Source organism: Roseobacter sp. (assembly GCF_024639605.1).
In the GTDB taxonomy this organism is placed as follows: domain Bacteria; phylum Pseudomonadota; class Alphaproteobacteria; order Rhodobacterales; family Rhodobacteraceae; genus Roseobacter.
Genome location: NZ_JAHEHZ010000040.1, coordinates 1 through 26,993, shown reverse-complemented (window position 1 = coordinate 26,993; position 26,993 = coordinate 1). Strand labels below are relative to the sequence as shown.

Here is a 26,993-nt window from a genome sequence, read left to right as displayed (position 1 = left end):
TGGTGCGCAACGGGCTGCGTTAATCCGGCCAGTCAGCCAGTGCCTGCGCCACGCGGGTTAAACCGTCGTCAAGGTTGACCCCGGCGCCACCGCCCACGCCCAGCCTGATATGTCCCGGCTGGTCATAAGCGCTGCCGGGCAGCACGAATGTGCGGTACGGCTCCTGCAAAAGACGCCGCGCAAAGGCATCGCTGTCGATGCCTGCGGGCAGCTTTCCAATACCGATCAGGCCGGCCCGGGGTGGCACCCAGGTCAGCCCCGGCGTAGCATCAACCCATGCATTCATCCGTTTCAGATTGGCGGCGCCGGCAGCCCGCGCATTCTTCATCGCGGTGGCAAAACGGACCGGGCGGAGGGCGATTTCCGCGATGGTTTCGCCCATAATGTTCATGATCTCGGAGGCGTTTTCGCGCAGGATCACGGCATCCATTATCAGATCTGCGTCCTGCGAAATGAGCCAGCCGGTACGCAAACCCTGCAGCCCCAGCGCCTTTGAAACGGAGCCCGTTGTGATCCCGCGCTGGTAAAGTCCGGCCACCGACGGCGCGCGTGGTCCTTCCCATTCCAGCCCGGCGTAGACCTCATCCACCAGAAGCCAGGCCCCCACCCGGTCGGCGATCCGCACGATCTGTTTTAAGTCGCGCTCGCTCAGCACCTGGCCCGTGGGGTTATTGGGATTGCTGAGAAAGATAAGTTTTGTGGCCGGGGTGACCGCGTCTTCAAGGGCCGCAACGGGCAGTTGCCAGTCGTCATCCTCGCGCCGGGTGACCCTGGCGATTTTTGCACCCACAGCTTTGGCCAGCACCTCGGCCTGAGGCCATCCGGGCGTTTCAATGACAATCTCATCGCCGGGTTCCAGCAACTGCATGATCGCAAGATAATTAGCCTCTGCCGCACCGGCGGTGATCAGCACATCCTCGCGCGTGCAGACACCTGTCAGTCCGGCCTGGGCCAGCACATGGTCACGCAGCTCCGGCAGCCCACGAAAGTCGCGGTTGTTCCAGTCGAGCGGCAATGCCGGGTCGAGCTCGCCCAGAAAATCTCCCAGACGCGGCGATTCCGACAGGGAGAAGCCGACAATCGCCTGCGGGTCCGCGCCGGTGGTTTCCAGCAGATACTGAAACAGCGTGTGAATCTTGACTTTCATCCGGTGCGCCCCTTTGCTCGTCAGGCAACACGGAACGGGCTCGGGGATCAAGATGGAAACCCTTCTGAAAGGCATGCCAAAGCGACTGGCGATACTGGATTACGGCCTCTTTCAGGTGCATGCCAACGGGCGCATCATCGGGATCTGTGGCTATGTTATTGAGACCACAGCAAGTGAGATTGTTCTGATAGATACAGGATTCCCTGCGAAATACGCCGAAGATGCGGAGGCCGCCACGAAGGAAGACGACCTCGGCAGTTTCGGAAAGGTCCTGTCGCTTGCGCCGGAGAACCTGGCACCGGCACAACTGGCGCTGCTTGGCCTGAGCCCTGGTGATGTGGATCTGATGATCCAGAGCCATACTCATATCGATCACGTGGGGTTCATGGACAGCTTTCCGGGGGTGCCGATCCTGATCGCGGCTGCTGAGCGTGCCCTGCCCCGGCCGCTTTACTGGTCAGGAAAGCAGGCGATGGAATGGCCCGACGCAGAATACCGGCTGGTGTCAGGCGACATGATGGCAGGACCCGGGTTCGAAGTTCTGCTCACACCGGGACATTCACAGGGCCAGCTTGCCTTTATGCTGTCGCTGCCGGAAACGGGTGAAGTCCTGCTGACCTCGGACGCGATCAGCCGCGCCGCTGAAATTGACGAAAAATTCGAGGGATCCTGGGACGAGGCGCAGGCATTGCACCATGGCGCGCGGCTGATGGCGTTGGCGTCGGAACGCCGGGCGATGGTGATTTTCGGGCACAGTCCCGAACAGTGGCCGGAGCTGCGCAAAGCGCCGCACTGGTACACCTAGCGAACGTCACGCCCCTGGTTGAGAATAATTACATTGCCGCTGGAAATATCACCGGCCGGCGAGACCAGAAAACCGACCCAGTCCGCAACCTCATCCGGGCGCATGGCCCGTCCGTGCGGCATCTCGGCGATGGCTTTCTCCAGCACTTCCTCACTCAGCACCCGGAAAAGAGGTGTTTCCGTCATGGCCGGTGCGATGGAGTTCACCGCGATTTTATCCCGCGCATAGCGGCGGGCCAGATCTTTGGTCAGCGTGTCCAGCGCCGCCTTGGACGCCCGGTAGTGAGGCGGGTCGAAGACGTCGAAATTATAGGCGCCGTTGGAGGAGATATTCACGATCTTGCGCACACCTTTGCGCCCCGACATCAGCCGGATCGCAGACTGACAACAATGAAAAGCGCCCGAGAAATTCACTGCCATCTGTTTGTCGAGTTCTGTTGCGGGAATGTCCGGGAAATCCGACATGAAACAGGTGCCGGCGTTGTTGACCAGCACATCCACCCCGCCTTGTTCCTCAGCAACGGTCTCAAAAGCGGCACTGATGGCGGCAGGATCCGTCAGATCAGTGGTGATACCGGTAAATCCGTCTGCCGCCATTTCACTGAGCCCCTCTGCGTCGAGGTCCAGCCCGGTCACGATCAGCCCGTCGGCCAGCAGCCGTTTTGTGATTGCGCGTCCCAGCCCACCGGCGGCCCCTGTCACAACTGCGATGCGTGTCATTGATCGGTCTCCTTATGGTCTGTGCGCTGTGTCAGGGCGGCGACGGTTTGGGCATCAAACCCGGCCTCTGCCAGAACCGATGCGGTATCCGCCCCGGGTGCGCGGGGCGCAGATGGTGTGCGCGCGACAGAGCGGCTGAACCGCGGAGCGGGTGCGGCCTGGGCGATCCCGCCAGGGTCGGTGAAGACACCCCGCGCGCGGTTGTCGGGATGCAGAGTGGCTTCGGTGAAGTCGAGTACCGGTGCGACGCAGGCATCAGAGCCGGCAAAAAGCTGGGCCCATTCGTCTCGTGTGCGGCTGCGGAAGGTTTCAGCAAAAGCCGCGGAACGTGCGGGCCATGAAGCACGGTCATTCTGATCCGGTCCGGGATCAAGCCCGGCAATCCGGCAGAGTTCTGCATAAAACTGCGGCTCAAGCGCGCCCACAGAGATGAATTTGCCATCTGAACACGCGTAGCACCGGTAAAAGGGGGCGGCGCCGTCCAGGAGATTTCCCTCGCGCGCCACCTGCCAGTCGCCTTTTGCCAGCCAGCCATGGATAAGGCCCATCATCGCCGGCACACCGTCGATCATTGCCGCATCGACAACCTGACCCCTGCCAGAGACACCCCGTTCGATCACCGCAGAAAGAATGCCAAAGAGCAGAAACATCGTGCCGCCACCGAAATCGGCAACCAGGTTCAGCGGCACGACCGGCGGCTGGTCCGCCGGGCCGATTGCGTGCAGCGCGCCCGTCATCGCCAGATAGTTGATATCGTGGCCGGCCGTCAGCGCCCGGTCGCCGGTCTGCCCCCAGCCTGTCATCCGCGCATAGATCAGAGTGTCAGGGCAGGCCTCCGGGCCCAGTCCCAGCCGTTCCATCACGCCGGGGCGGAAGCCTTCGATCAGCACATCCGAACGTGCAATAAGCGCATGTGCCGCCCGAAGTCCCCCGTCTGATTTCAGGTCAAGCACCACCTGGCGTTTGCCGCGCCGGTTGATGTCGGCAGGGTCATACGGGGCAGCGGCGCGGTCTATCACGATCACATCCGCACCGAGATCCGCCAGCAGTTGTCCGGCGAGCGGGGCGGGCCCCAGACCGCTGAATTCAATCACCCGCAGAGAGGCGAGCGGGCCGGTCATTCTGCCATGTGGCAGGCGACCCGCGTCCCTTCGATTGTGCGCATCACGGGCCGTTCCTTTTTGCAGATGTCCTCTGCGAGCGGACAGCGTGGGTGATAGGCGCATCCCGGGGGCGGGTTGATGGGATCAGGAATCTCACCGGTCGGTGGTGGTACCTCGCGGCCGAAATCATCAAGCTTTGGCGCAGCTGCCAGCAGCATCTGCGTATAGGGATGGCGCGGGTTTTCAAAAAGCGCGTCTGGCCCGGCCTCTTCCACCAGACGGCCCAGATAGAGCACACCGATCCGGTCGGCCATGTGCTGCACCACCGTCAGATCGTGGCTGATAAAGAGATAGGTCAGGCCCAGCTGATCCTTGAGGTCACTCATCAGGTTCAGCACCTGAGCCTGAACGGAGACATCAAGCGCTGAGGTCGGCTCGTCACATACGATCAGTTTCGGCCCCGAGGCCAGCGCCCGGGCAATACAGATCCGCTGGCGTTGCCCGCCAGAAAACTCATGCGGAAACTTGCCGGCGTCACGCGCAGAAAGGCCAACCTCCTCGAGCAGACGTTCTGCCATGCCGGTGGTGTCGCCACCGCGCGCGGCAACAGGCTCCACAATGATATCCCGCACCCTCCAGCGCGGATTAAGCGAGGCAAAAGGGTCCTGGAAAATCATCTGAATGTCGCGCCGGACGGCATCAACCTTCGCGGCATCAGTCTCGCGTGCGAGATCCGTGCCGCGGATCTCCACCGAACCATCAGTCGGGTCCAGAAGCCCCACCAGCATTTTGCCAATGGTCGATTTGCCCGACCCGCTTTCACCCACAAGTGCGTAAACGGTCTTCTCTTCGATCTCGAAACTGACGTCTGAGACGGCGGTCAGCCAGGCTTTCGGGCGCCGTTCCACCAGCCGGTTGATCCAGGGTTTCGACACGTCGAAAACCCGGGTGAGGTTGCGGATGCTGACCATGCCCGTCATGCGACACCTTCCCGGTCAAGCGGAAACCAGCAGGCAGCACGACCATCTCCGTCGGTTATCAGGGGGCCTGGCGCGCTGCTGCACCGGGCGGCGGCGCGCGGACAGCGCGGATGAAATGCACAGCCCCCGGGCAGGCTGTCAAGACGCGGCATGGCACCGGGAATCTGATGCAAACGATCCTTGCCACGCGAGGCAAGCGGTGTAGAGCCCATGAGGCCCGCAGTATAGGGATGATGTGGCTGCATCAGAACCTCGCGCACGGGGCCGAGCTCTGCGAGCCGTCCTGCATACATCACGGCGACGCGGTCAGCGGCCTCGGCGATAACGCCCATATCGTGGGTGATCAGCATGATGGCGGTGCCGCGATCCCGGCAGAGCCGTTTCAGCAGCGCAATGATCTGCGCCTGAACTGAGACATCAAGCGCGGTCGTGGGCTCGTCTGCGATGATCAGCGAGGGCTCGGCGCAGAGCGCGAGTGCAATGACCACACGCTGGCGCATGCCACCGGAGAACTCATGAGGATAGCTGTTGACGCGTTCGGCGGCACCGGGAATGCCGACCTCCGCCAGTGCCGCTACCGCCCGCTCTTCGGCCTCGGTGCGGGAAATGTCGAGATGCGCCAGCATGGTCTCGGTCAGCTGATCGCCGATCCGTAAAAGCGGATTCAGCGAGGTCAGCGGGTCCTGAAAAACCATGCCGATCTGCTTGCCCCGCAGGCGGCGCATGGCCTCGCCGGTGAGCTGATCTATCCGCTGCCCGTTCACGACAATTTCGCCGCCTGCGATATGCGCAGGCGGGGTCAGAAGCCCGATCACTGCATTGCCGGCCATCGATTTACCTGCCCCGGATTCGCCCACCACGCCCAGCACTTCGCCGGGCGCAATGTCATAAGAAACGCCGTCCACAGGGCGCAGAATACCATGCCGGGTGGGGATCTCGACCGTGAGGTCGCGGATTGAGAGAACGGCCTCTTTCACGGGTCGCACCTGTCACTGTATGTCGCGGGACGCTGCCGCCCGCCGGATCCGGATCGGGGCCGCGAGGCTTCCGGAAAAAACGCATAGTGTGGATTAAACATTACCGCAGCCTCGGGTTCAGCGCATCGCGGAGCCAGTCGCCCAGCAGGTTAACCGACAAAGCCAGCGTCAGCAGTGTCAGCGCGGGAAAGAGCAGAATCCACCATTCGCCTGAAAAGAGGAACCCCTGCCCGATCCGGATCAGCGTGCCAAGACTGGGCTGGGTTGGCGGTGCCCCAACACCCAGAAAGCTCAGTGTGGCCTCTGCGATGATGGCCAGCGCCAGCGAAATTGTCGCGATCACCAGCACCGGCGAGAGCACATTGGGCAGGATATGGCGCAGCATGATCGCCCCTGACCCGCGCCCGATAAGCCGTGCAGCCTGGACGTATTCCTTATTTTTCTCCACCAGCGTGGCGCCTCGCACGACGCGGGCAAACTGCACCCAGTCTGAGAGGCCGATGGCGATGATCAGCACCCAGATCGCCATCTGATCGCGGTACTCTACCGGTGTAATTCCCTTGGCAATGCCAAAGATCAGCATGGCCACGAGAATCGCAGGAAAGGTCAGCTGCACATCGGCCACGCGCATAATAATGGTTTCCGTCCAGCCGCCGGCATATCCCGCGAGCAGGCCAAGAGTAATGCCCAGAACCATGGCAAAAAGCACTGCAGCGGCCCCGACAAAAAGCGAGATGCGCATACCATAAAGGATCGTGGAAAAAACATCGCGGCCCTGATCGTCGGTGCCGAGCCAGAAGACCTCCTGGGTGAAAGCGTTGGGTGTCATAGGCCGGGAAAAGCCGTTCATCAGGTTCAGAGATCCCGGATCAAAGGGATCATAGGGTGCAATCAGCGGCGCAAAAATTGCCGCCAGCACCATGATTGTCACCACGACTGCCGAGACAATTGCCACGGGTGACTTGCGGAACTGCCAGGCAAAATCGCTGTCGATTGCAACCCGCAGGCGTGAACGTTCCACGACCTTTTCCGGTGTCTGTGAGGAAAGCTCAGCCATCAGTGTGCCGCCGTTCTGTCTGCCCGCAGACGCGGGTCGATCGCGAAATAAAGCAGATCTACGATCAGGTTGATGCCCACGAACATCACCGAAATGAGCATCAGGTAAGCGGCCATTACGGGGATATCGACGAACTGTATCGCGTTGATAAAGAGCAGCCCCACACCCGGCCACTGGAAAACAGTCTCTGTGATGATCGCGAAGGCGATGATCGACCCAAGCTGCAGCCCGGTCACGGTGATCACCGGCACCAGTGTGTTTTTCAGCGCGTGGCGGAAGTTTACAGCCCTTTCGCGCAGCCCGCGTGCCCGGGCAAAACGGATATAATCCTGGCGCAGCACTTCGAGCATCTCGGAGCGCACCAGCCGCATGATCAGCGTCATCTGATAAAGCCCGAGTGTGATCGAGGGCAGAATAAGCGCCTGCAACCCGCTGCTGGTCAGAAAGCCGGTGCTCCACCCGCCAACATCAACGGTTTCACCGCGCCCGAAACTGGGCAGCCAGCCAAGCTCCACCGAGAAGAGATAGATCAGCAGGATCCCGATCAGAAAGGTGGGTAACGAGACCCCGATCAGCGAGATCGACATAATCGCGTTAGCAGCAAACCCGTTGCGCCGGATGGCGGTGAAAACCCCCAGACCGATGCCGATGGTAATCGCCAGAAAGCCCGACACCGCCGCCAGTTCAAGCGTCGCCGGCGCGCGTTCCATCAAAATATCCGACACCGGCCGGCCCTGACGGTAGCTGACGCCGAAATTACCCTGCGCGGCGTTGGTGAGGAATTTATAATACTGCACCGGAAACGGCTGATCGAGGCCCAGCGTGGTGCGGAGCCGTTCAATATCGGCCTGGGTGCGCTCCTGACCCAGCATATTGTCGACCGGGTCACCGACAAAGCGGAACATTGAAAAAGCCACAAGACCGACCACGAGCAGGACGATGGCCGACTGGAACACACGCTGTATCACGTAGGCTAGCACAGGCAGTCTCCCGGTGTGCAAAGGGCGCCGCGGCGCGGTTTGGTGAAAGCGGGCTTTTGCATCAGTTGACCGTCACCCACCGCAGCATGAAGAAATCATCCGGCCGCTGGGTCAGGTCGATGTGGCGTGCAACGCCCCAGATCAGCGGTTGCACATAAAGCGGCACATAGGCGGTTTCACTGCGTACGACGCTCGCGGTAATATCCAGCATCGCCTGGCGTTTGGTTTCATCGAGCTCGGAGCGGATCAGCGGCAGCAGGGTATCTGCTTCGGTGTTGGAAAACCCGCCGAAGTTCCACGAGCCCAGCTTTTTGTCATCATCAGGTGTAGCCACCAGAAAGCGCAGCGGATGTTCTGCGTCAAAGGTGCCGGGCGACCAGCCCAGAAGGTACATATCGAAATTTCCCGCGCGCAGTTCCGGCCAGTAGTTCTGAACCGGCATGGCATCAAGACTGGCCCGCAGACCGGTTCTGGCCAGCATCGCGGTGATCGCCTGACAGACGGATTCGTCATTGAGGTACCGGTCATTAGGGCATTTGAAGCCAAAGGAAAAACCCTCCGGATATCCTGCCTCTGCAAGCAGGGCGCGTGCCCTGTCGGGGTCATACCCGGGGCGGGGGTCCAGCGTGCGGCTGTAGCCGCGCATGGCCGGGCTGACGAGTTGCCCTGCGGCTTCGGCACTGCCGCGCATTGTCGTTTCCAGAATGGCGTTCACACTGATGGAAAGGGCCACGGCCTCACGTACCCTGGCATCGGCAAAGGGGTTCGCATCTGTGACATCGTCGGAATATTTCAGCGCAGATGCGGCATGCGCAAAGCCCAGCATAATCACCCGCGCTTCGGTGCCGCGGATTACATTCACATCCGGACTGGCGGCGAGACGGGCAGCATCCTGCACCGGCACGGGGTTGATAAAGTCGATGTCGCCCGACAGCAGAGCCGCAACGGCCGTAGCCGGGTTCCGGATGGGGGTGAATTCCGCGCGGGTCAGGTTATGTCCGGCGCTGTCCCACCACTCCCCGAAAGGCTCCAGCACGGTGCGCAGGCCAGGCTCACGCAGGGTGACGCGGAACGGCCCGGTGCCGTTGGTATTGAGAGAGGCGAAGGTGCCGCGCTCTTTGTCCGGCGCGGTGGTGTTATTGGCGGCAGCCCAGTCGCTGTCCATGATCATCCAGTTGGCGATACTGTCGGGGAAGATCGGATTGGGCGCGCTGGTCAAGATATCGACGGTGTAGTCATCGACGCGGATCACCTCGCTGACAGGAGCAAACCAGCTGCGCGTGTCGGAGGTCTCGCCTGAGGCGCGTTCATATGAAAAGACAACGTCGGTGGCATCAAACGGGCTGCCGTCATGGAAAGTCACGCCACGCCGGAGGACGAAACGCCAGCCCTCGCCCGCGCCGATCGGCTCCCACGACGTCGCGAGCGCGGGTTCGATGCGCATGTCCCTGCCACGCCGCACAAGGCCTTCATAGACGTTATTGAGGAATCCCAGAACAGGTGCGGAATTCACGGCATGCGGGTCCATCGTCTGAGGATCAGTGGTCGCGGCCCAGGAAAACTCCCGGGCGGCAGCCTGTCCGGCAAATGCCAGCGTGGCTGCAGCGATGAGCAGGGGTAAGCGCATGATCGGTCCTTTTCCGCGGTGACGTTAATACGGCGGCGCGCCCCTGACGGGGCGCATTACATGCTGGAAAGACCGGTTTTTCCGGTCTTTGGCGCCTGTTGAAAAGGCTGCGCGACGGTATCTTTCGCCGCGCAGCCTGTGATCGGGAAGACGCGATCAGTTGATCGTGAAGTATTTCACCTTGGGCTGGTCTTCGGGGTCAACCTCGATACCGACTTTGTCGGCCATACCCCAGTTCAGCACCTGGTGGTGGATCGGGATATAGAGTTGCTGATCCTGAACCACGGACCAGATCTCCGCGATGGCTGCGTCCCGGGCTGCGAGATCGGTATTAGAGGCCAGAGACCTGATCTTGGCATCCAGATCATCATCGTCAAAACCAGTGCCGTTCCACGTCCCGATGTCCGACTCACGGCCATGTACGAGGAAATTGAAGATGTATTCGGAATCGTAGGTCGGAACACCCCAGCCGAGCATGTAGAAATCGGTCTTGCCGTCAGTGATGAGCGGGAAGTGCTGTGCTTTGGGTTTGGCATCCAGGTTCACCGTCACGCCGATCTGTGCCAGCATGCCCACGGCGGCCTGACAGATTGCCTCATCGTTGATGTAGCGGTCGTTCGGGCAGTCAAGCTGCAGCGAGAAACCATCGCCGTAACCGGCCTCGGCCATGAGTGATTTCGCCTGATCGAGATCGGTGACCGACGAGCTGTCCATTTCGGAGTTCCAACCGTTCACGAAGGGCGGCGCGATCATGCCGGCAGGCTCTGACTGCCCGCGCATCACGACCTGCTGGATCGCATCGCGGTTGATCGCCATGGACATCGCTTTGCGCACGCGCACGTCCGCCAGCGGGTTTTTACCATCGATGTTGTCGGCCTCGATATCATCTGCACCCTGGTTCATGCCGAAAAAGATGACCCGGTTCTGAGGGGCTTTCTTGACCGAAAGGCCATCGGCGCTGTTCACACGGTCAAGGTCCTGAACGGGCATATCCTGAAGGAAATCAACTTCGCCCGAAAGCAGTGCGGCAACCCGGGTCGCCGCGTTCTGGATCGGGGTGTAGATAATCTCGGTGACCTGCATGGGGAACTGATCGATCCCCCAATACGCGTCATTCCGGGTCATCACGGTGCGCACGTCAGCCTCGCGGCTCTGCAGTACATACGGCCCTGTGCCGTTGGTGTTCGTCGTGGCAAAGGTCAGCTCGCCGCCTTCAAAATCCTGCACGTTGACGGTGTCATTCGCCTCGGTCCAGCCTTTGTCCATGATGAACAGGTTGGTCAGGTTGCTGGGCAGGATCGGGTTGGGCCCGTCGGTGACCATTTCAATGGTGTAATCGTCAACGGCCCGCACTTCGGTGATCGATCCGATCAGCTCTTTCATGTCGGAGTTGGGCTGCTTGGCGCGCTCGAAACTGAACACCACGTCTTCGGCGGTGAAATCAGCGCCGTCGTGGAATTTAACCCCTTCCCGCAGGGTGAAAACCCAGACATTGGGGTCTGCTTCGGACGGTCCCCATTCGGTCGCCAGCGCAGGCTCAAAGGCGCCTGTTACATCGCGGATGATAAGCGGCTCATAGATCTGGTGGCGCACGGTGTGCGTGGGGCCCTCATTCTGGGCATGCGGGTCAAGGGTCAGCGCGTCACCGGCGCGGGCCCAACGCAAAGTTTCGGCGCTTGCGAGCATTGTCGAAGACAGCAGCATCGCCGCCGTAAGAACGGTGGTCGTCAGTCTCATTGGTATCTCCCCGTGGGTTTTTGTTATGTGCGTAATCTTTGGGAACGGGGCCGCTTTGGCAACCCCCTGGCGTCACGTCAGGTTGTCATTTTAGTGCAAAATCTGCGGCGTGCGCAATTGGTTCAGGCAGCACCGGGTATCTGAATGCGGCGCATACCCTCTTCGAACTGCTTCATGGACAGTGGCCAGACACTGCCGGGCCAGCGCAGTTCCATCTGTTTCAGGCGCGGACGGTAGACGGCAGTGTAAAGCGTGCCGAAACCGGCACTGAAAGCCGTGGAATAAAGCGGCGGTTTCAGAAAGGCTCCGATGAATTTATCCTCAGGGTCGCGGTGCAGCGTCAGCCGTTGCAACAAAAACCGCTCGCGCTCCACCGTGGCGGTGAACCGCGCGTGGCTGACCCATTCCACGTTTTCCTGATGGTTTGTCGCAACTGCCGCATGGGTGATCACCGCAGGCCGGTCAGGCGCCATCATTGCTGTCAAATACTGGCGCTTTTTGTCCAGAGCAGTGACGTTATAGCTCATATGTGTCGGCACGCGCGCCAGTACCCTGCCCGCTTCTTCCGCGGTTTCACAGGTCTGCAGCACATAGCGCAGAATGAGCGGCACACCGAAGCCGTCCCCGACGATCCGTCGCCCGCCGAAGGTCAGCGAGATCGCCAGCCCCGCGTCGTTCATGCCATCGACCATCCCCCACAGACCGTCCGAAGTGCCCATCACCTGCCTGCCCTGCCATTTCGTGTGCAGCACGAGGCTGTCGAAGGCACTGGGATTGTAGTCGTAATTGCGCACCATTACAGGCTCGCGACCGGTCCAGATCGCCTGGCTGCAGCCTGCCAGATACGGCGGCGGGCAGTAAAAGGACAAAAACCGCGCCGCGAGATCCCCGCCGCCTGCAAGCTCACAAAGCTCGTCATAGAGCGGGATAAGCTCCGGCATATGCTCTTTCATCGCACGGCGACACTGCGCATACGTCGGGCGTGTGCTCTCGCCCTCTTTGAGCCACCAGCGTTTGTAATCAGGCCAGTATTCGGCGAAAAGCCCGGACCATTTCGGCCCGGGCAGGTCTTCTGTCATAGCACGCCATAACATTGTGGGTGCAGGTTCCTTTCCGTTCAGAGAATCTTGAACGCGGGATCGGCCAGCGCGGGACCGGCTTCGGCCACGGGCAGCGGCTTGGCGGCCACGCTTTGCTTGATGCCGTGGATCCACTTTTTCGCCCGGTCATTCAACTGGAAACTTTTGGTCATAGACCGGCCGCGGGTCACCAGAATGCCGATGTCTGCCCCTTCATAGCGGTAATCGCCCGGACCAAGGATGCGCAGGAAGAACGCTTCGTTCTCGCTCTCGACCGCACGGCGGTGATAGTCGAAGCGGTCATAAACCACCCGGCCGTCCTCCAGCATCTTGTAGATGCCGGTCTCCGGAGAAGCCGTACAGATATCCACCGTGTCATCGGTGTGTTTGATAACCATCTGCGACCAGCTGTCGATGTTTTCGCTGTCGGCCCAGCGGGCGTTAAGCTCATCCACATCCAGCTTAAATTTCTTCTTCGAAAATTCGAGCAGGTGGAACAGGAACAGCGGAGCATCCGCATGGGCGAAAGCTGCGTGGTTTGTCATCGATGAGGCCCCGGTGATACGCGGGTTCAGCTCACCAAGCCAGAGATCGCCGGTTTTCTTGTCGATCAGGAAATCAAGCTCAAAATATCCGCGATACCCTTCTTTGCGCAGCTGTTCACCGAATTTGAATGTCAGATCCCGCGCCTTTTCACGCACTTTTGGCGGGAAGGCCGTCGACAGGATTTCATTGCCGCACCAGCCGCCGCGATAGGGCGTAAGTTCCTTGAACCCGACGAGCTCGGTCATCAGCGGACCAACGATCGTTCCTTCGGACGTCGCACAGGCCTCAATCGCCGAGCCGCGACAGTCGATGCGCTTCATGATCTTGATCTCACCTTCGCCGATGATCTCATGTTCGTGACGGCGGAAATCGGCTTCGGATTTGATGAAGAACGTTGTGTGACCACTGTCACCAAAGGCCGATTGCAGAACCAGATCATGACCGATCCCCGCTTTCTCGCAGGTCTTGCGCAGATCCTCGTAGGATTTGACCTCCGCCAGAACGTTCGGCACCGATGGAACGCCGGCCTTGTTGCCGATCCGCACGGTCTCGATCTTATTGTCCATCGATGTGCGCAGCTTGGCTTTGGGGAACCATACGGAACCGCCCAGTTCCTTTGCCAGCCGCTCGGTTTCCTCGTCAAACATCAGGAACACGAACTTGGGCTTGCCGCCGCGCCGTTTGATGAAATCTATCACCTCTTTGTGCTGAAGCAGATAGTTGTTGATGTCCTCGATAGACTGGAACTCGGCATGCGGCTGCTCGGAAGGACAAAAGACGTTGGGGTGCCGTCCGTCGTAACAGTCGATGTAACAGATATACTTGAAATTTTTCACCCACTCGTCGATGCCGAGCAGGTTGAAGTTGGTCGCAGAGACAAAATAGACCGGGTCTTCGTTGCGGTGAAAATACCGGCGGATTTCCGAGATGTTTTTCAGAACCGTTATCGACATGAACTTCTGTCCTCTTTGTTGGTTTATTCTGCTGCAGGAGCAATTTGCGGCCGTGCGTCACGCGCATCGACAAGCTCCTGAAGGGCTTCTTCGGTAAAGACCCTGAGCCCCAGGTCGGGCCGGTATCCGTGAATTTCTGACACGTCGAGCGCCAGCATGAAGGCGAGGATTTCCTGGCTGACCACCTGGCCCGGCACCAGGATCGGGAAACCCGGCGGATAGGGGATGATAAAGCTCGCGGAAACGACGGTTTTACCGTCATCCAGTGCCTCTTTGAGCGGCCCGTTGATGTCGATATAGTCGCATTTGTTCTCGTCATACGCGAGGAAGAACGCAGACCGGATATCGCCCTCGCCTGTGACGGAACAGGCCTGGAAGGCGTCATGAAACCGGCTGAAATCCGGCAGCGGCGGCAGCTCTTCCATCAGACCTTTGACCCGTCTTTCAAACGACCGGCGCTCCATGCGGCTTGCATCATCCAGCCGTTCGTCCAGCGATTTGGCGATCTCGACCAGCACTTCGATCAGATAGGCGACCGAGGAGCGGGTTGTACCGATGTTGGTCATGAACAGGACCGTATTGCGCGAGGTCTTGTTGATCTGGATGCCGTATTTATCCATCAGGATATCTGTCTTGAAGGTGTCGCCGTCCCAGCCGGTGCCACCGACCGCAAGGGTTACGCGGGTAGCATCAAGCACGAAATCGTCCTGCTCCCAGCTGTCCCACATATCTGTCCAGCCCTGTTCGGCATCGTAATAACTCGAGATGCCGCTCTGGCGGTATTTGGCGGGGATCATGTCGCCCGCCGTCAGCACACGGAAGTATTTCTGCAGCAGCGGGTGGGTCATGATCGCGCGCCGCATCGAAAGTGCCGCCTCGATCTGGCGCTGAACGAACTCGTAGCCCTCAAGCTCCACCTGCCGCCGCCCGACATCAAGGCTCGCGATGATCTGATAGTTCGGCGAGGTCGATGTGTGGGTCATATAGGCTTCGTGGAAGGACTGTTCGACCTCGCCTTTGAAGTCCTGATCATTGACGTGGATCATCGAGCCCTGGCGCAGCGATGTCAGCGTTTTATGGGTTGACTGTGTGGCATAGGCCCTGACCCGCGCATGTGGCGGCGGGATGAGGCGCGTGTTCAGCAGCTTTTCATCATCGGCGTCTTCCAGACGGGTCTGCTGTGCCTCGTAGAGACGCTTATGCGCGTCGGTGCGGAAGCGTTCGCGCAGCGTATTGGCGGCCGTCATTGCAGTCCGCTGGCGATAGGTCGGGTTGAACCTGGCAAAGGCAAACCACGCCTCGTCCCACAGAAAGATCAGATCAGGTTTGATAGCCAGACACTCTTCCATCACCCGCTCAACGTTATAAACCAGACCGTCAAAGGTACAGTTGGTGAGCAGCAACATACGGACTTTATCAAGCTTGCCTTCAGCTTTGAGTTTGAGAAGCTGGTGCTTGATTTCCTTCAGGGGCACCGCCCCGTACATCGAATATTCATCAAGCGGATAGCTGTCGAGATAACAGACCTGGGCGCCTGCGAGCACCATGCCGTAGTGATGTGATTTATGACAATCGCGGTCCACAAGTACGATATCGCCCGGACGCACCAGTGCCTGAACGACAATCTTGTTACAGGTCGATGTGCCGTTGGTCGCGAAAAACGTCTGTTTAGAGCCGAATGCGCGCGACGCGAGCTCCTGAGCCTCTTTAATGGGACCGTGCGGTTCCAAAAGACTGTCAAGTCCGCCCGAGGTTGCCGATGTCTCCGCAAGAAAAATATTGGGCCCGTAAAATGCGCCCATGTCCTGAATCCAGTGGCTGCGCGAGATGGATTTGCCGCGGCTGATGGGCATGGCGTGGAAAACGCCGGTCGGCTGTTTGGAATATTCGACAAGCGCAGTGAAAAACGGCGTTTTATTCCGGGCCTGAACGCCGCGCAAAATGTTCAGGTGCAGCTCCATGAAGTCTTCCTGGTTATAGAACACCCGGCGGCAGATCCCCAGATCAAGACCGGCGATGTCTTCTACCGACCGTTCCGTGACCAGATAAGCATCCAGCTCCGGACGCACTTTGGCCACGAGGCGGCAAAGCTCCGGGCCATAGTCTTCGGGCTGCATATTGTCGATTTCTTCCTGATCACCGGCACGGTTCAGGAACCGCTGCACGATCTGCTGGTCCATGCGTGACTTCAGCACCAGACCGGGGCGCACCACGATGGCCTGAATATTGTGATTAAAGAGGACGGCGACAAGCGCATCTTCGAGACTGGGCACAACCAGCGCTTCATAGACAAACGGGTCTTCCGGACGCCGCATCTTGGTGACGTTATTGCGCAGCCAGCGTTCCTGATAATCATTGACGTTATCGACAATCAGCACTTCGAAATACGGTTTGGTCAGCGCCCGCGCTTCGGGTGACAAAAGCGCTTCGTCGTCCAGTTCTTCTGCTTCAATGCTGTCGCGCTCAAGAGGAATATGCCGGCGTCTGTACGCCCCGGTGGTCAGCGCCCGGGTGACGCGCCCGACGCTGAAGGCCAGTTCCTCATGCGCATTGTGCTCGAACTGGCGGCGCATGTGATCAAAGGCGGCCATGCCGGGAAACGCCCAGTAGGGCTCGATCACGGCGAGACTGTCGAAAAGCTGGCTGGTTTTCTTACGCAGGGCTGTCTGCTGTTTGGCCGTCGGATTGCGCGTCAGGGCGCCGGTGGCCTCGCGCAGGGCACTCCACCTGTCTGAGCGAAGTTGTATCGCCGAGGAATAGTCATTCATCGCATGCATCAGTCGTTCTCCGTTGCGCGGGGTCGCCGATGCAAACCGGACAGCACATTGCTGCCCGGTGCAATGGCTGATTTACCCGCTGGATTGTTTTTCGTTCTTCGTCCCCGGGGAGGGTGACAGCGCCGCCGCCGGCTCCGGTGTTTCATGGTGCGTAAAGGAAGCCACAGCGTCGAGTGCCATTCCCTTATACGCCGGCACTTCCTGGATTTTCTGTCCTGGCATATCCACGTGCAGACCGGCGCGGTTGCCCTGCTGCGGTATTTCCAGCGGACCGAGCGACTTAAGATATGCATCTGTGCCGCTGTTGCGGTCATAGACCGAGAAATCCACCGACCGGTCGCGGAAGCTTTTCAGAACCTGGCCCAGCCCCTTCATGCCGGTTTCGCGCTGGCGCCGGACCATCGACAGATCGACCTCAATGGGGAACATATCTTCCTGTCCTGCGGACTGGTGCAGCACGTGCGCCGACGGGTCCACCACAAGCGATTTGCCAACACCGCCGGCTCCGAGACCGTTGACGTCAATTACATAGCACTGGAACTGTGCCGCCGTCGCCCGCGCGATCGCAAGCTCTGCATCACGGTCGGTGGTGCCGGTCAGCACCGGGTGCAGCAACACCTCGACGCCCTGAGCCGTGATCTGGCGCGTGGTTTCCGGGAACCAGATATCGTAGCAGATCGAAAGGCCAAAGCGCCCCACTTCAGGCACGTCAAAGACACAGAAGTCCGTGCCCGCGGCGATCCCTGTTTCATAGGGCCGGAACGGGAACATTTTGGAATACCGCCGGATGATCTCACCCTCTGGATTGATCACCACGGATGTGTTGAAGATCAGACCGGTTTCAGGATCACGCAGGAACATAGAGCCCGGGATCAGCCAGACCCGGTGTTTGCGTGCAGCTTCGCAGAAACGATCAAGCGCCTCGTTCTGTGGCGGCTGTGCGAACCGGTCGAGCGGGCCGTAAGGCGCCAGTTCCGAGAACAGCACCATCTGGGTCCAGGGAAAACGGGCCATCAGAACATCAAGGCGCTGGATCATGCCTTCGACGTTGGACTGCAGTGCGTTCACATACATCTGCACGCCGGCAATGGCGAATGGGGTCATGTCAAATCTCTCCGTCGCGACAGAGGGACCTGGTCAGGCCCGCAAAAACTCTGCGCGACCCGGCTTTTATGCCTGTTCGGGGGATGTTGAAACCACTGACGTAACGCTGCGGTGCATTTCTTTGCCTGATCCGGCCGGATGGATGAAAAACAGTCACAGTCCGGCGATCCTGCTGGCGCGAAAGGCTGTCGATGTGAAGAATAAATTAAACATTATCGTCTCGCCTCCCTGATTTTTGCACGCGGTTTCGGGCACCGATACCTTTGACTGACCCGCATTGCGACCCGCCATCTGCGCCGTAACCCTTGCGATTCTCCCCGTTCCGGAACCACTGCAGATGCGATCTGTTGTCCCGTTCAGCACCCTTGTCACCGCGCTGTTCTGTGTCTTTTTAAGGATGGTATGCGGGTTTCCCGGGCTGATCAAGCACTATGGTGCATCCGTCCCTGCAGGCCGGAAAACTGCGCTTTTCAACGGGCCTGGCGCATCAGCGCTTGCGCGGGACCCGAAGATGCATAATCATTGCCGTACGTTTAATTTATCGCCAATTTGCTCAGGGGCTGCGCATTGGCAGACCGGGGACACAGGCCTCACTCAGAATACCGGAGACCTGATGACTGACCTCAGCTCGATGACCCGTTTCGCACCTCTCGCAGGGGTCATAATCCTTGCCGTTATCTCACTTCTTGCCGCGCTGATATGGACATGGTGGCTGCTTATTCCCTTTGCGGCCTTTGCCTGGCTGTCGATCCTCGGGGTGCATGATGTACGGCAGCCCGGGCATTCGATCCTGCGCAATTACCCGGTGCTGGGACACATGCGGTTTCTCTTTGAGGGTATCCGCCCGGAAATCCGTCAGTATCTGATTGAAAGCGATCAGGACGAAGAACCTTTCAGCCGTGACGCGCGCAGCCTTGTCTATCAGCGCGCCAAGGGTCAGGAAGACAAACGCCCGTTTGGCACCCGGATGCGCGTTTATGATGCAGGCTATGCCTGGGTCACACATTCAGTCTCCCCGGTCGAGCTGGAAGACACTGATTTTCGGGTGAAAATCGGCGGGAAAGACTGCAAACAGCCCTATTCCGCGTCGCTTCTGAATATCTCTGCAATGAGTTTCGGATCGCTGTCAGGCAATGCGATCGAGGCGCTGAACACAGGCGCAAAAGCAGGTGGATTTGCCCATGATACCGGCGAGGGCTCCGTCAGCCGCTATCACACAGCAGGCGGCGGTGACCTTATATATCAGGTCGCATCCGGCTATTTCGGGGCCCGCGCCGCCGACGGCAGCTTTGATGAGGACAAGTTTCGCGCCACGGCCACGCTCGATCAGGTAAAAATGATAGAGCTCAAACTCAGCCAGGGCGCCAAGCCCGGCCATGGTGGCATGCTGCCTGCGTCAAAAATCACGCCTGAGATTGCCGAAGCACGTGGCATCCCGATGGGCGAGGACTGTGTCTCGCCCGCGGCGCATTCCGCCTTTTCCACGCCTGTCGAAATGATGGAATTTGTCGGTCGCATGCGGGATCTGTCGGGGGGTAAACCGGTCGGGTTCAAGCTTTGCATCGGGCACCGGCGGGAATTCATGTGTATCGTCAAAGCAATGCTGGAGACTGGCATTGCGCCTGATTTCATTGTGGTCGATGGCACCGAAGGCGGCACAGGAGCGGCCCCTGTTGAGTTTTCAAACCACATCGGCATGCCGCTCGTCGAAGGTCTCACCTTTGTGCACAACACCCTGCGGGGTGCCGGATTGCGCGGCGAAATCAAAATCGGCGCGGCGGGTAAAGTTGTTTCGTCTTTTGACATTGCCCGGTGCCTGGCTCTCGGGGCCGACTGGTGCAATTCAGCGCGCGGTTTCATGTTTGCCATCGGCTGCATTCAGGCCCAGGCTTGTCACACCAATCACTGTCCTGTCGGCGTCGCCACACAGGATCCGATGCGTGCCCGCGCCCTCGATGTCGGCTCAAAATCCGAAAGGGTCGCGCGGTTCCACCGCAATACGCTCAAAGCTCTGGGTGAAATGACCGGTGCGGCCGGCCTCTCACACCCGGGAGATTTCATGCCGCAACACCTGATGGTCCGGCTCGGTGACAAGGAAATGGCCGAAGGCAGCGACGCCTATCCCTATCTGCCCGAGGGATTCCTCTTTGATAATCAGAGCGACGTTGGCGGCGATTACCGCAAACGCTGGGCGCGTGCGAGTGCTGCAAGCTTCAAACCACCCGCGCTCTGAATTCAGTCTGCAACAACGAGATCATAGTGCTGCAGTGATCTGCTTTCGACCAGAGCTTCCTCTGCCGGATCGATATGCGGGGTCTGATAGTCCGGGCCAACAAAATCCCGCAACGCATCAAGGTCTTTCCAGACCATCACAAAGCTGAAATTACGCGGACTGTCCGGCCGTGCGGCACCGGGCAGAACGGTCACGAGACCTTTGGTCTGCTGCATCAGCGGGATTGCTGTTTCGTGGAAAAACCGTGCAAAAGCAGCCTCTTTGCCCGGGCGGGTTACGACCTGAAAAATGCGCATGATCATGTGGCGTTCTCCTGTGAGGTACCCTTTAATATCACACTGAACCCGCTGACCAGATGACAAAAAACGGGCGCGGAATGTCCGCGCCCGTTCAGGTGAGTGTCGTTCAGACGGGGGTTATACGCCCTGTTCTGCGACCGCGTCGGCAAGGGCGGCTTCAAAGATGCCCAGACCTTCTTCGATGATTTCGTCCGATGCTGTCAGCGGGACCATGATGCGCAGGGCGTTGCCGTGCATGCCACAGCCCAGCAGGATCAGGCCGCGCTTGAGCGCATGTGCGCAGATCGATCTGACCAGCGCCCCGTCGGGTGCTGCCGTCTCAAAATCGGTGACAAACTCAACGGCGAGCATGGCGCCAAGACCACGGATGTCCCACATGCGCCAGGGCGCTGTGCGTGCACCAATCTCTGCAAAACGGGTGCGGAAGTGCGCTCCGAGCTCCAGCGACCGGTCCAGAAGACCCTCGTTTTCCAGCGCATCAATCGCGGCAAGCGCTGCGGCACAGGCCACAGGGTTGCCACCGTATGTGCCACCAAGCCCGCCGGGCTCCATCGCGTCCATCACATCGGCACGGCCGATCACACCGGCGATCGGATAGCCACCCGCCATTGATTTGGCGACAGTGATCAGATCAGGCACGACACCGGAATGCTCGATGGCAAACATCGTCCCGGTCCGGCCGAACCCGGCCTGAATCTCGTCGGCAATCAGCAGGATACCGTGCGTGTCACAGATCTCGCGCAGAGCTGTCATCATCTCGAAGGGTACCGGCGTATAGCCGCCCTCGCCCAGCACGGGCTCGATGATGATGGCCGCCACGCGGTCGGGCTGAGCATCGGTGAGAAAGAGATTTTTCAGACCGGTAAGCGCGTCCTCAACCGTGATTCCGTCGCGTACAGACGGGAAAGGGGCACGGAAGATATCCGCCGGGAACGGGCCCACGTTCTTTTTGTAGGGGCTGATCTTACCAGTCATCCCGAGCGTCAGCAGGGTGCGGCCATGATACCCGCCGGTAAAGGCGATAATGCCCGGGCGGCCGGTTGCGGCACGCGCGATTTTCACAGCATTTTCAACAGCTTCAGCGCCAGTTGTGACCAGCAGCGACTTTTTGGCGAATTCACCTGGTGCAATGGCGTTCAGCTTTTCTGCAAGCGCCACGTAGGGCTCGTACGGCACAACCTGGAAAGACGTATGCGTGTATTTGTCTTCCTGCGCTTTGGCTGCGGCGATCACCGCCGGGTGACGGTGGCCGGTGTTCAGAACGGCGATACCGCCGGCGAAATCGATGTAGCGGTTGCCCTCGACGTCCCAGAGTTCAGCGTTTTCCGCACGATCTGCAAACACCGGAGCGGCAGAGGCCACACCGCGCGGCACGGCCGCTTCGCGGCGCGCGAGCAGTGCGGCATTACCGGTCACTTCAGGTGTGTCCGGCACAACTGCGATCTTTGGCTTTCGGGCGGCCCGCGCCTTGCGGGGCTTCTTTGATGCGGTGGTTTTGGCGGTCGTTGCCATGATAAAAATCCTTACATGGGTCAGTCGGTCGTGTTTAAAATATCGATACTCTGTTTAATTTAGTTGTCAATTGAGATTCGTGCAGCGCGCGGTGAGTGTTTTCCCGGGCCGATGTCGATTTGGTGTGACAACCACCGGCACTGCGGCTAGATAACTGAATAAAAGCAATGCATACACACGCCACCGCAGGGGAAATCATCGTTGGACATCGGCCACAGATTAAGGGCAATTCGCAAACAGCGTGGCCTGTCTCAGCGGGAACTTGCCGCCCGCGCCGGCCTGACGAACGGCACAATCTCCCTGATCGAGAAAAACCGGACCAGCCCGTCGGTGGCATCGCTCAAAAGTCTGCTTGACGCGATTCCCATCTCGATGGCCGAATTTTTCGCCACGATCGAAGATCAGGGTCAGAGCAAATACTTCTACAAGGCCGGCGATTTTACCGAAATCGCGCCCGCAGATGACGATGCACAGCTTTTGTCGTTGAGAATGCTGGGTGGCGCGCACGAAAGTGCGCTGCAACTGTTACACGAACGCTATGAGCCGGGGGCGGATACCGGCCCCGAGTTACTCAGCCATGATGCCGAAGAAGCGGGCGTCATTGTGCGCGGCCAGATTGAAATTACTGTTGACGAAGAAGTCAGCACGCTCGGGCCGGGCGACGGATACCTGTTCAACAGCCGTTTGCCGCACCGGTTCCGCAATACCGGTACCGAACCCTGCGAGATCATCAGCGCCTGTACGCCGCCAAGTTTCTGACGTTAAACCGAAGCCCGACCGCGTTTACCGCGACCGGGGTCCCGTAATTTATGGCTTCCCCCGCATCGGTGATGCGGCCAGCGGCAAGGTAGCGCGTCCTGCTGCGGTTATACCCTCAAATGGTCCCGGTCCGGGTGCCGCGGTCAGCCGCGGTCCTGTTCTTCTTCTTTATGCCCTGAATTGTCGCGGCTTGTCGCCACGAGAACCAGCAGTGCAACCACGGTCAGAACGGAAAGCCCGAAAACAAACAGATCTGTAGACATGTTAAGCCTCCTTTCCTTGGTTCACATCAGAAACGCATCCTGATGCATTATTGTTCCAAAGGCCCTGAGGATTGATTAACGCCTGTCAGTAATCGTGGATTTTCAGGTCGCGCTGGCCAAGAGGAAAGGTCAGCACCAGCTTGTACAGCCCGTCTTCATGTATCGTTTCGACGTCACCATTGAGCTGACGCGCAAAGGCGTTAATCAGCTGCGACCCGAGGCCCGTGCCTTTATGCCGGGGCTTCTCCGGCGTGGTATTGCTGATGGTGAACACAGCCGTGTCATCATCACCCATCTCAAAGGTGATATCGATCTGCGGCTTGATCCCCTGCCCCGGTTCATTGATGTATTTCATCGCATTTGTCACGGCTTCTGACACCGTCAGGGTCAGAGGTGCTGCGTCATCGGCATCCAGCATGATCTGGTCATAATGCTGGTTCACTTTGGTACCCGAGCCCGCAGGCAGGCCCACAACCAGCAGCTGCGGCACGATCTCTTTGATGAGGGCGCCGGCATCGACCCGGTCAAGCCGCTCGCTCTGGTACAGGTTCTTATGCACGGTTGCGAGGCTCAGAATACGCTCCTGCAGCCTTCTGAGCACGAAACGCGCGTCTTCGGTTCTGGCGCGCCGGATCTGCATGTTCATGATTGACGATATCAGCTGCAGGTTATTCTTGACCCGGTGATGCACCTCTTTAAGCAGGATATTCTTGTCGCGGATATTGTCTTCCAGCGACGCTTCGTCCCGGATAATCGATGCAGCCATGTTTACAAAGGACTGCTGGATTTCCTGCAGCTCGCGCGGTACGCCATTTCCCAGCGTATTGCGCGGCATGCGCCGGTTATAGGCAAAAAGCCGCATTTGCCGACTCAGCTTGCGGATATGCCGGAGTGCCAGGCGATTAATAGACCAGAAGGCAACCACAAGGCTGGCAAGCCACATCATCGCTGGCAGAAAAAGGCTCAGCCGCCCTGTGCGGTCGGTGCTGGCAATCAGATCGTCACTGCGCCAGACAGCCATGGAATAGACCACATCCGGCACAATGGGTACCACCGAATAAACGCGCGTGTCTTCGGCGTTGTTCTCGTCTGTGAAAACTACTGGCTTTTCGCCGATCAGCGCGGTGAGACTGCGGTTTAAGGGCTGGTTCAGTTCGGCATCGAAATCGCCAGGCGACGACAAAAGCACCTCTCCGCCCCGGTTAAAAACGATGACACCGTATGGCAGCCTTTCCGGTTCGGGACGCACGATGTCATCCACCGTCGCACGGGGGATCGAAACTGTCATGAACCCCAACAGAGTGTCGCCTTCAAATACCGGCCGCAACACCAGCAGAACCGGCTTTCCGCTGATCGTCGGGTCCCCGATAAAGCGCACATTGCGACGCGGGTCCAGAAGCACCTGTTTAAATGCCGGATCGTCGGAAAAATTATGCACGCCCCCCGCAGAGGTGCAATTCATCACCCCGTCGGTACCGACAAACCCGATGTGGGAATAGCGGTCTTCAGATTCTATATACTGTCCCAGAAAATCACTGCAGGCCTCAGGCTCCGCAACGAAGGCACGGACAATAGAGCTCATCGCTTCTGCGGAACCGAAGGCTTCCTGGATGACTGTCCGTTCCGCGCCGGCCGCACGTTCGGTCAGACCGATCAGCGAGGTTTCAGCGTTGCGCGCGGCCTGCTCTGCGAGCTCGCGCGTCTGAACCACTGAGATCAGCCCGAAAGGCAGCAGCGCCAGCGACAAAAATACGAGGATGCGAAAAGCAAGCCCTCGAAAAATATCACCATCGAGAAACCCGCCGGTCATCTTCAGAAAGAAGCGGCTTTCGACGCTGAGATAACAGACATGGTCGCATCGTCCGTCAGCTCAAGTTTTTCGTCGTCATCCAGCTGCATCAGTTCGGCAAGTCTTTGTCGCGCGCGGTTTGTACGACTTTTGATCGTCCCCACAGCCACCCCGCACATCCCGGCCGCTTCCTCATAGGAAAAACCCGAAGCGCCCACCAGCAGCAGTGCTTCGCGCTGTTCATCGGTCAGCAGACTGAAAGCAGCGCGGAAATCCTTCATCGCAAGCCGCCCGTCATGCGCAGGCTTTTCCGCCAGCGCTTCGGTATGCACACCGTCGATATCCGCGACCTCACGCCGGGTTTTGCGACGTGACGAGTAATAGGTGTTGCGCAAAATCGTGAAGAGCCAGGCCCGCATGTTCGTACCGGCTTGAAATTTATCGATATTTGTCCATGCTTTGACAAGGGTGTCCTGCACCATGTCATCCGCCGTGGCCCCGTTGCGGGTCAGGCTGATCGCAAAAGCACGCATGGCAGGCAGGTGCTCTACCAGTTCGTCCCGCGGATCTCCAGAACTCATTTGGCGGAACCTTTCTGGCTGTCCTGCTTTTTCAGCTCTTCCAGCAGATCGCGAAAGCGGTCCGGCACGCCTTCTTCAAGTGCTTCTTTGTAGACCCGTTTCAGGTTCTCATCAATCACGCTTTCGCGCTTCGGATCTGAGTCTGCATGCGTCATAAACCTGCTTGTGCTCCAAACATATTTGGTAAGAATCTCTCACGGCGTCGGAACCAAACGTCTGTCTGTGCGTTTGGTTCCGAAAATACTGAAATAAAAGGACGACCGGCATGACAGATGCATCAGCATCCACTGACATCAGCGAACAGCTAGGCGAAGCACTACCGTATCTGCGCCGCTTCGCGCGTGCAATGACGGGCAGCCAGGGTTCAGGTGATCGCTTTGCCGCGGCGTCGCTCGAGGCGATCCTCGCGGACCGTTCAGTCCTGCACGGGGTCGGTGTGAAAACCGGCGTCTTCCGGGTGCTCTACCGGATCTGGTCTTCAGCCGGTGCGCCGGTCGACATGGAAGAAAGCGGTTTGCGCGCGCAGGCCCAGAAACACATGTCGCGCCTGACCGACAACAGCCGTGAAGCGTTGTTGCTGCACACGATTGAGGGTTTCAACTTCGGTGAGGTTGCTGAAATCATCGGCATCACGCAGGACGAAGCCGAAGAACTGGTGAAAATCGCACGGCGCGAGATGGCGGATGCGGTCTCCGGGTCGGTGATGATCATCGAGGACGAAGCAATCATTGCTATGGATCTGGAAAGCATCGTTACCGATATGGGCCACCGCGTGACCGGCGTGGCCAGAACGCGTGCCGAAGCAAATGAGATCGGCACGGCAGATGTGCCCGATATGATACTCGCGGACATCCAGCTTGCCGATAACTCGTCCGGCATTGATGCCATCAATGACCTGATCGGTCGTCTGGGTGACCGCCCGGTGATCTTTATCACCGCCTTCCCCGAGCGTCTGCTGACCGGCGAAAAGCACGAACCGGCCTTCCTGATTTCAAAGCCTTATACCGAAGAGCAGGTGATCTCGGCTGTCAGCCAGGCCATGTTCTTTTCGTCGACAGAGACTCTGCGCGCCTGAAACGGGCTCTCTGAACAGTAGAAAATGCGGCTCTCCGGAGGGCCGCATTTTTTTTTCACAATTCTGCCAGGTTAACCACGTAATCAGAATATTAACTTTCACCGCAGAGACTGCATCAGCAGGCAGCGGAGAAAGCATATGGCAAATCGCGTGGCGCGGCACATCAGACGGATTTTCCGGATCGCAGTGATCGGGACCGTGGCAATGCTGATCCCGGCCGTTGTCACCGTTCCGGCGCACAAGCTTGAATTTCGCAAGGTTCAGGTGGTCGCCGTGATGCAGGTGCCCGGTGAAGATCTGAGCGACCGGATGGTAACTGTCGATCTGGGGCATCGCACACACAAAGTTCACACCCGGGATGGTATGCTGACCCTCGCACCGGGCGATACGGCATGTCTGTCAGAACGCACGCTGATGCGCGATCACTGGGTAATTTACGCTCTTCAGACACCGGACATGTGCCGCCGCGTCTGATTAGATAACAAAAACCCCGCCGTTACCGGCGGGGCATCCGGTTTCAGAGCGAGCGGCAAAAGCCTCGCGCTCAGTCAGCTCAGCTTTTCGAAATCGACCGCAGCATCCATGCCGCCTTTTCATGGAACGTCGCGCGGGCCACCGCAAGATCTTCGGTAACCGGGTCACCATGCTCGCCTGCAATTTTGATCACAGCATGCATCCGGTGCGCCACGCGCTCGTGATCTGCCGCCAGGTCCTCGCACATCTCGCCCGCCGATTGAGGGTTCTCCTGATCCTGCACGACAGAATTAGCAACAATCGACTGCAGCGATGCCGGGGCAAGCTCACCCAGCGCGCGGATACGTTCGGCAATCACGTCGGCCGCTTCAAACATCTCTCCGTACTGTTCTTCGGTGAGGTTGTGCACTGAAAAGA

24 protein-coding genes are annotated in these 26,993 nt (G+C 59.1%); 5 read left to right on the top strand and 19 right to left on the bottom strand.

All coding sequences use genetic code 11. From position 1 onward, the window contains the following. Positions 1-19: 19 nt before the first annotated feature. Positions 20-1,147, bottom strand: a complete 1,128-nt coding sequence (locus Q0M35_RS07465; protein WP_295313743.1) for a pyridoxal phosphate-dependent aminotransferase — start codon at positions 1,145-1,147, stop codon at positions 20-22. A 52-nt stretch (positions 1,148-1,199) separates the two neighbouring features. Here Q0M35_RS07465 and Q0M35_RS07460 point away from each other — a divergent pair, with 52 nt between their 5' ends. Beyond that, a complete protein-coding gene (locus tag Q0M35_RS07460) occupies positions 1,200-1,952 on the top strand; it encodes an MBL fold metallo-hydrolase (protein WP_295313742.1) in 753 nt (250 codons plus the stop codon). On the opposite strand, the gene Q0M35_RS07455 is transcribed toward Q0M35_RS07460, so the two are convergent. The 12 genes from Q0M35_RS07455 to Q0M35_RS07400 all read right to left on the bottom strand — a co-directional run bounded on the left by Q0M35_RS07455 (position 1,949) and on the right by Q0M35_RS07400 (position 17,591). Then, positions 1,949-2,671, bottom strand: coding sequence for an SDR family oxidoreductase (locus Q0M35_RS07455; protein WP_295313740.1), 723 nt, complete (start codon positions 2,669-2,671; stop codon positions 1,949-1,951). The two genes, Q0M35_RS07460 and Q0M35_RS07455, sit on opposite strands and share 4 nt — an antisense overlap. Next, positions 2,668-3,792 carry a CaiB/BaiF CoA-transferase family protein gene (locus Q0M35_RS07450; RefSeq protein WP_295313738.1) on the bottom strand — a complete coding sequence of 375 codons (1,125 nt, stop codon included), beginning with the start codon at positions 3,790-3,792 and terminating at the stop codon, positions 2,668-2,670. Before Q0M35_RS07450 ends, Q0M35_RS07455 begins: the two co-directional genes overlap by 4 nt. After that, the gene (locus tag Q0M35_RS07445) at positions 3,789-4,754 is read right to left on the bottom strand and encodes an oligopeptide/dipeptide ABC transporter ATP-binding protein (RefSeq protein ID WP_295313736.1); all 966 of its coding nucleotides are present in this window, start codon (positions 4,752-4,754) and stop codon (positions 3,789-3,791) included. The genes Q0M35_RS07450 and Q0M35_RS07445 overlap by 4 nt, the downstream gene beginning before the upstream one ends. Next, a complete protein-coding gene (locus Q0M35_RS07440) occupies positions 4,751-5,731 on the bottom strand; it encodes an ABC transporter ATP-binding protein (protein WP_295313734.1) in 981 nt (326 codons plus the stop codon). The genes Q0M35_RS07445 and Q0M35_RS07440 overlap by 4 nt, the downstream gene beginning before the upstream one ends. Before the next feature lie 100 nt (positions 5,732-5,831). Continuing rightward, positions 5,832-6,788: an ABC transporter permease gene (locus Q0M35_RS07435; RefSeq protein WP_295313732.1), complete on the bottom strand. Its 957-nt coding sequence runs from the start codon at positions 6,786-6,788 to the stop codon at positions 5,832-5,834. Beyond that, positions 6,788-7,768 carry an ABC transporter permease gene (locus tag Q0M35_RS07430; RefSeq protein WP_295313731.1) on the bottom strand — a complete coding sequence of 327 codons (981 nt, stop codon included), beginning with the start codon at positions 7,766-7,768 and terminating at the stop codon, positions 6,788-6,790. The genes Q0M35_RS07435 and Q0M35_RS07430 overlap by 1 nt, the downstream gene beginning before the upstream one ends. 61 nt (positions 7,769-7,829) lie before the next feature. Continuing rightward, positions 7,830-9,395, bottom strand: a complete 1,566-nt coding sequence (locus Q0M35_RS07425; protein ID WP_295313729.1) for an ABC transporter substrate-binding protein — start codon at positions 9,393-9,395, stop codon at positions 7,830-7,832. 156 nt (positions 9,396-9,551) lie between these two features. Then, positions 9,552-11,132 (bottom strand): ABC transporter substrate-binding protein, encoded by a 1,581-nt coding sequence (locus Q0M35_RS07420; protein WP_295313727.1) that lies wholly within the window; start codon positions 11,130-11,132, stop codon positions 9,552-9,554. Between the two features lie 122 nt (positions 11,133-11,254). After that, a complete protein-coding gene (locus Q0M35_RS07415; protein ID WP_295313725.1) occupies positions 11,255-12,226 on the bottom strand; it encodes a C45 family peptidase in 972 nt (323 codons plus the stop codon). Positions 12,227-12,249: 23 nt separating this feature from the next. Further along, entirely contained in the window at positions 12,250-13,710 is a 1,461-nt protein-coding gene (locus Q0M35_RS07410) for a biotin carboxylase (RefSeq protein ID WP_295313723.1), read from the bottom strand. Positions 13,711-13,733: 23 nt separating this feature from the next. Beyond that, positions 13,734-16,487, bottom strand: coding sequence for an aminotransferase class I/II-fold pyridoxal phosphate-dependent enzyme (locus tag Q0M35_RS07405; RefSeq protein WP_295313721.1), 2,754 nt, complete (start codon positions 16,485-16,487; stop codon positions 13,734-13,736). A 72-nt stretch (positions 16,488-16,559) separates the two neighbouring features. After that, complete coding sequence (locus Q0M35_RS07400) at positions 16,560-17,591, bottom strand: carbon-nitrogen hydrolase family protein (RefSeq protein ID WP_295313719.1); 1,032 nt, start codon at positions 17,589-17,591, stop codon at positions 16,560-16,562. 613 nt (positions 17,592-18,204) lie between these two features. On the opposite strand from Q0M35_RS07400, the gene Q0M35_RS07395 reads away from it, so the two are divergent. Beyond that, the gene (locus Q0M35_RS07395) at positions 18,205-19,824 is read left to right on the top strand and encodes an FMN-binding glutamate synthase family protein (protein WP_295313717.1); all 1,620 of its coding nucleotides are present in this window, start codon (positions 18,205-18,207) and stop codon (positions 19,822-19,824) included. A 2-nt stretch (positions 19,825-19,826) separates the two neighbouring features. Here the strand turns inward: Q0M35_RS07395 and Q0M35_RS07390 are convergent, their stop codons facing one another. Beyond that, positions 19,827-20,126 carry a hypothetical protein gene (locus tag Q0M35_RS07390; protein WP_295313715.1) on the bottom strand — a complete coding sequence of 100 codons (300 nt, stop codon included), beginning with the start codon at positions 20,124-20,126 and terminating at the stop codon, positions 19,827-19,829. A 114-nt stretch (positions 20,127-20,240) separates the two neighbouring features. Continuing rightward, complete coding sequence (gene gabT, locus Q0M35_RS07385; RefSeq protein ID WP_295313713.1) at positions 20,241-21,635, bottom strand: 4-aminobutyrate--2-oxoglutarate transaminase; 1,395 nt, start codon at positions 21,633-21,635, stop codon at positions 20,241-20,243. Between the two features lie 201 nt (positions 21,636-21,836). On the opposite strand from gabT, the gene Q0M35_RS07380 reads away from it, so the two are divergent. Next, positions 21,837-22,394 carry a cupin domain-containing protein gene (locus Q0M35_RS07380; protein ID WP_295313711.1) on the top strand — a complete coding sequence of 186 codons (558 nt, stop codon included), beginning with the start codon at positions 21,837-21,839 and terminating at the stop codon, positions 22,392-22,394. A gap of 348 nt (positions 22,395-22,742) precedes the next feature. Here Q0M35_RS07380 and Q0M35_RS07375 read toward each other — a convergent pair whose 3' ends face one another. From Q0M35_RS07375 to Q0M35_RS07365, 3 genes are read right to left on the bottom strand one after another with little or no spacing between them, the layout of a single operon-like run. Next, positions 22,743-24,467 carry a sensor histidine kinase gene (locus tag Q0M35_RS07375; protein ID WP_295313709.1) on the bottom strand — a complete coding sequence of 575 codons (1,725 nt, stop codon included), beginning with the start codon at positions 24,465-24,467 and terminating at the stop codon, positions 22,743-22,745. Between the two features lie 2 nt (positions 24,468-24,469). After that, positions 24,470-25,027: an RNA polymerase sigma factor gene (locus tag Q0M35_RS07370; protein ID WP_295313707.1), complete on the bottom strand. Its 558-nt coding sequence runs from the start codon at positions 25,025-25,027 to the stop codon at positions 24,470-24,472. After that, on the bottom strand, positions 25,024-25,182 hold the full coding sequence (locus Q0M35_RS07365) for a NepR family anti-sigma factor (RefSeq protein WP_295313705.1): 159 nt from the start codon (positions 25,180-25,182) through the stop codon (positions 25,024-25,026). The genes Q0M35_RS07370 and Q0M35_RS07365 overlap by 4 nt, the downstream gene beginning before the upstream one ends. Before the next feature lie 110 nt (positions 25,183-25,292). Between Q0M35_RS07365 and Q0M35_RS07360 the strand changes: the two genes are divergently transcribed. Next, positions 25,293-26,102: a response regulator gene (locus tag Q0M35_RS07360; RefSeq protein ID WP_295313703.1), complete on the top strand. Its 810-nt coding sequence runs from the start codon at positions 25,293-25,295 to the stop codon at positions 26,100-26,102. Positions 26,103-26,240: 138 nt separating this feature from the next. Beyond that, positions 26,241-26,576, top strand: a complete 336-nt coding sequence (locus tag Q0M35_RS07355) for a hypothetical protein (protein ID WP_295313701.1) — start codon at positions 26,241-26,243, stop codon at positions 26,574-26,576. Between the two features lie 79 nt (positions 26,577-26,655). Here the strand turns inward: Q0M35_RS07355 and Q0M35_RS07350 are convergent. Beyond that, the coding region (locus Q0M35_RS07350; protein WP_295313699.1) for a DNA starvation/stationary phase protection protein at positions 26,656-26,993 on the bottom strand (338 nt) is incomplete at its 5' end.

Coding starts and splice junctions, on each gene's coding strand:
- Q0M35_RS07405 (WP_295313721.1), bottom strand. CDS start 16,487: ATGCATGCGATGAATGACTATTCCTCGGCGATACAACTTCGCTCAGAC.
- Q0M35_RS07365 (WP_295313705.1), bottom strand. CDS start 25,182: ATGACGCATGCAGACTCAGATCCGAAGCGCGAAAGCGTGATTGATGAG.
- Q0M35_RS07435 (WP_295313732.1), bottom strand. CDS start 6,788: ATGGCTGAGCTTTCCTCACAGACACCGGAAAAGGTCGTGGAACGTTCA.
- Q0M35_RS07375 (WP_295313709.1), bottom strand. CDS start 24,467: ATGACCGGCGGGTTTCTCGATGGTGATATTTTTCGAGGGCTTGCTTTT.
- Q0M35_RS07400 (WP_295313719.1), bottom strand. CDS start 17,591: ATGACCCCATTCGCCATTGCCGGCGTGCAGATGTATGTGAACGCACTG.
- Q0M35_RS07390 (WP_295313715.1), bottom strand. CDS start 20,126: ATGATCATGCGCATTTTTCAGGTCGTAACCCGCCCGGGCAAAGAGGCT.
- Q0M35_RS07360 (WP_295313703.1), top strand. CDS start 25,293: ATGACAGATGCATCAGCATCCACTGACATCAGCGAACAGCTAGGCGAA.
- Q0M35_RS07395 (WP_295313717.1), top strand. CDS start 18,205: ATGACTGACCTCAGCTCGATGACCCGTTTCGCACCTCTCGCAGGGGTC.
- gabT (WP_295313713.1), bottom strand. CDS start 21,635: ATGGCAACGACCGCCAAAACCACCGCATCAAAGAAGCCCCGCAAGGCG.
- Q0M35_RS07460 (WP_295313742.1), top strand. CDS start 1,200: ATGGAAACCCTTCTGAAAGGCATGCCAAAGCGACTGGCGATACTGGAT.
- Q0M35_RS07410 (WP_295313723.1), bottom strand. CDS start 13,710: ATGTCGATAACGGTTCTGAAAAACATCTCGGAAATCCGCCGGTATTTT.
- Q0M35_RS07445 (WP_295313736.1), bottom strand. CDS start 4,754: ATGACGGGCATGGTCAGCATCCGCAACCTCACCCGGGTTTTCGACGTG.
- Q0M35_RS07420 (WP_295313727.1), bottom strand. CDS start 11,132: ATGAGACTGACGACCACCGTTCTTACGGCGGCGATGCTGCTGTCTTCG.
- Q0M35_RS07455 (WP_295313740.1), bottom strand. CDS start 2,671: ATGACACGCATCGCAGTTGTGACAGGGGCCGCCGGTGGGCTGGGACGC.
- Q0M35_RS07450 (WP_295313738.1), bottom strand. CDS start 3,792: ATGACCGGCCCGCTCGCCTCTCTGCGGGTGATTGAATTCAGCGGTCTG.
- Q0M35_RS07465 (WP_295313743.1), bottom strand. CDS start 1,147: ATGAAAGTCAAGATTCACACGCTGTTTCAGTATCTGCTGGAAACCACC.
- Q0M35_RS07370 (WP_295313707.1), bottom strand. CDS start 25,027: ATGAGTTCTGGAGATCCGCGGGACGAACTGGTAGAGCACCTGCCTGCC.
- Q0M35_RS07355 (WP_295313701.1), top strand. CDS start 26,241: ATGGCAAATCGCGTGGCGCGGCACATCAGACGGATTTTCCGGATCGCA.
- Q0M35_RS07415 (WP_295313725.1), bottom strand. CDS start 12,226: ATGTTATGGCGTGCTATGACAGAAGACCTGCCCGGGCCGAAATGGTCC.
- Q0M35_RS07425 (WP_295313729.1), bottom strand. CDS start 9,395: ATGCGCTTACCCCTGCTCATCGCTGCAGCCACGCTGGCATTTGCCGGA.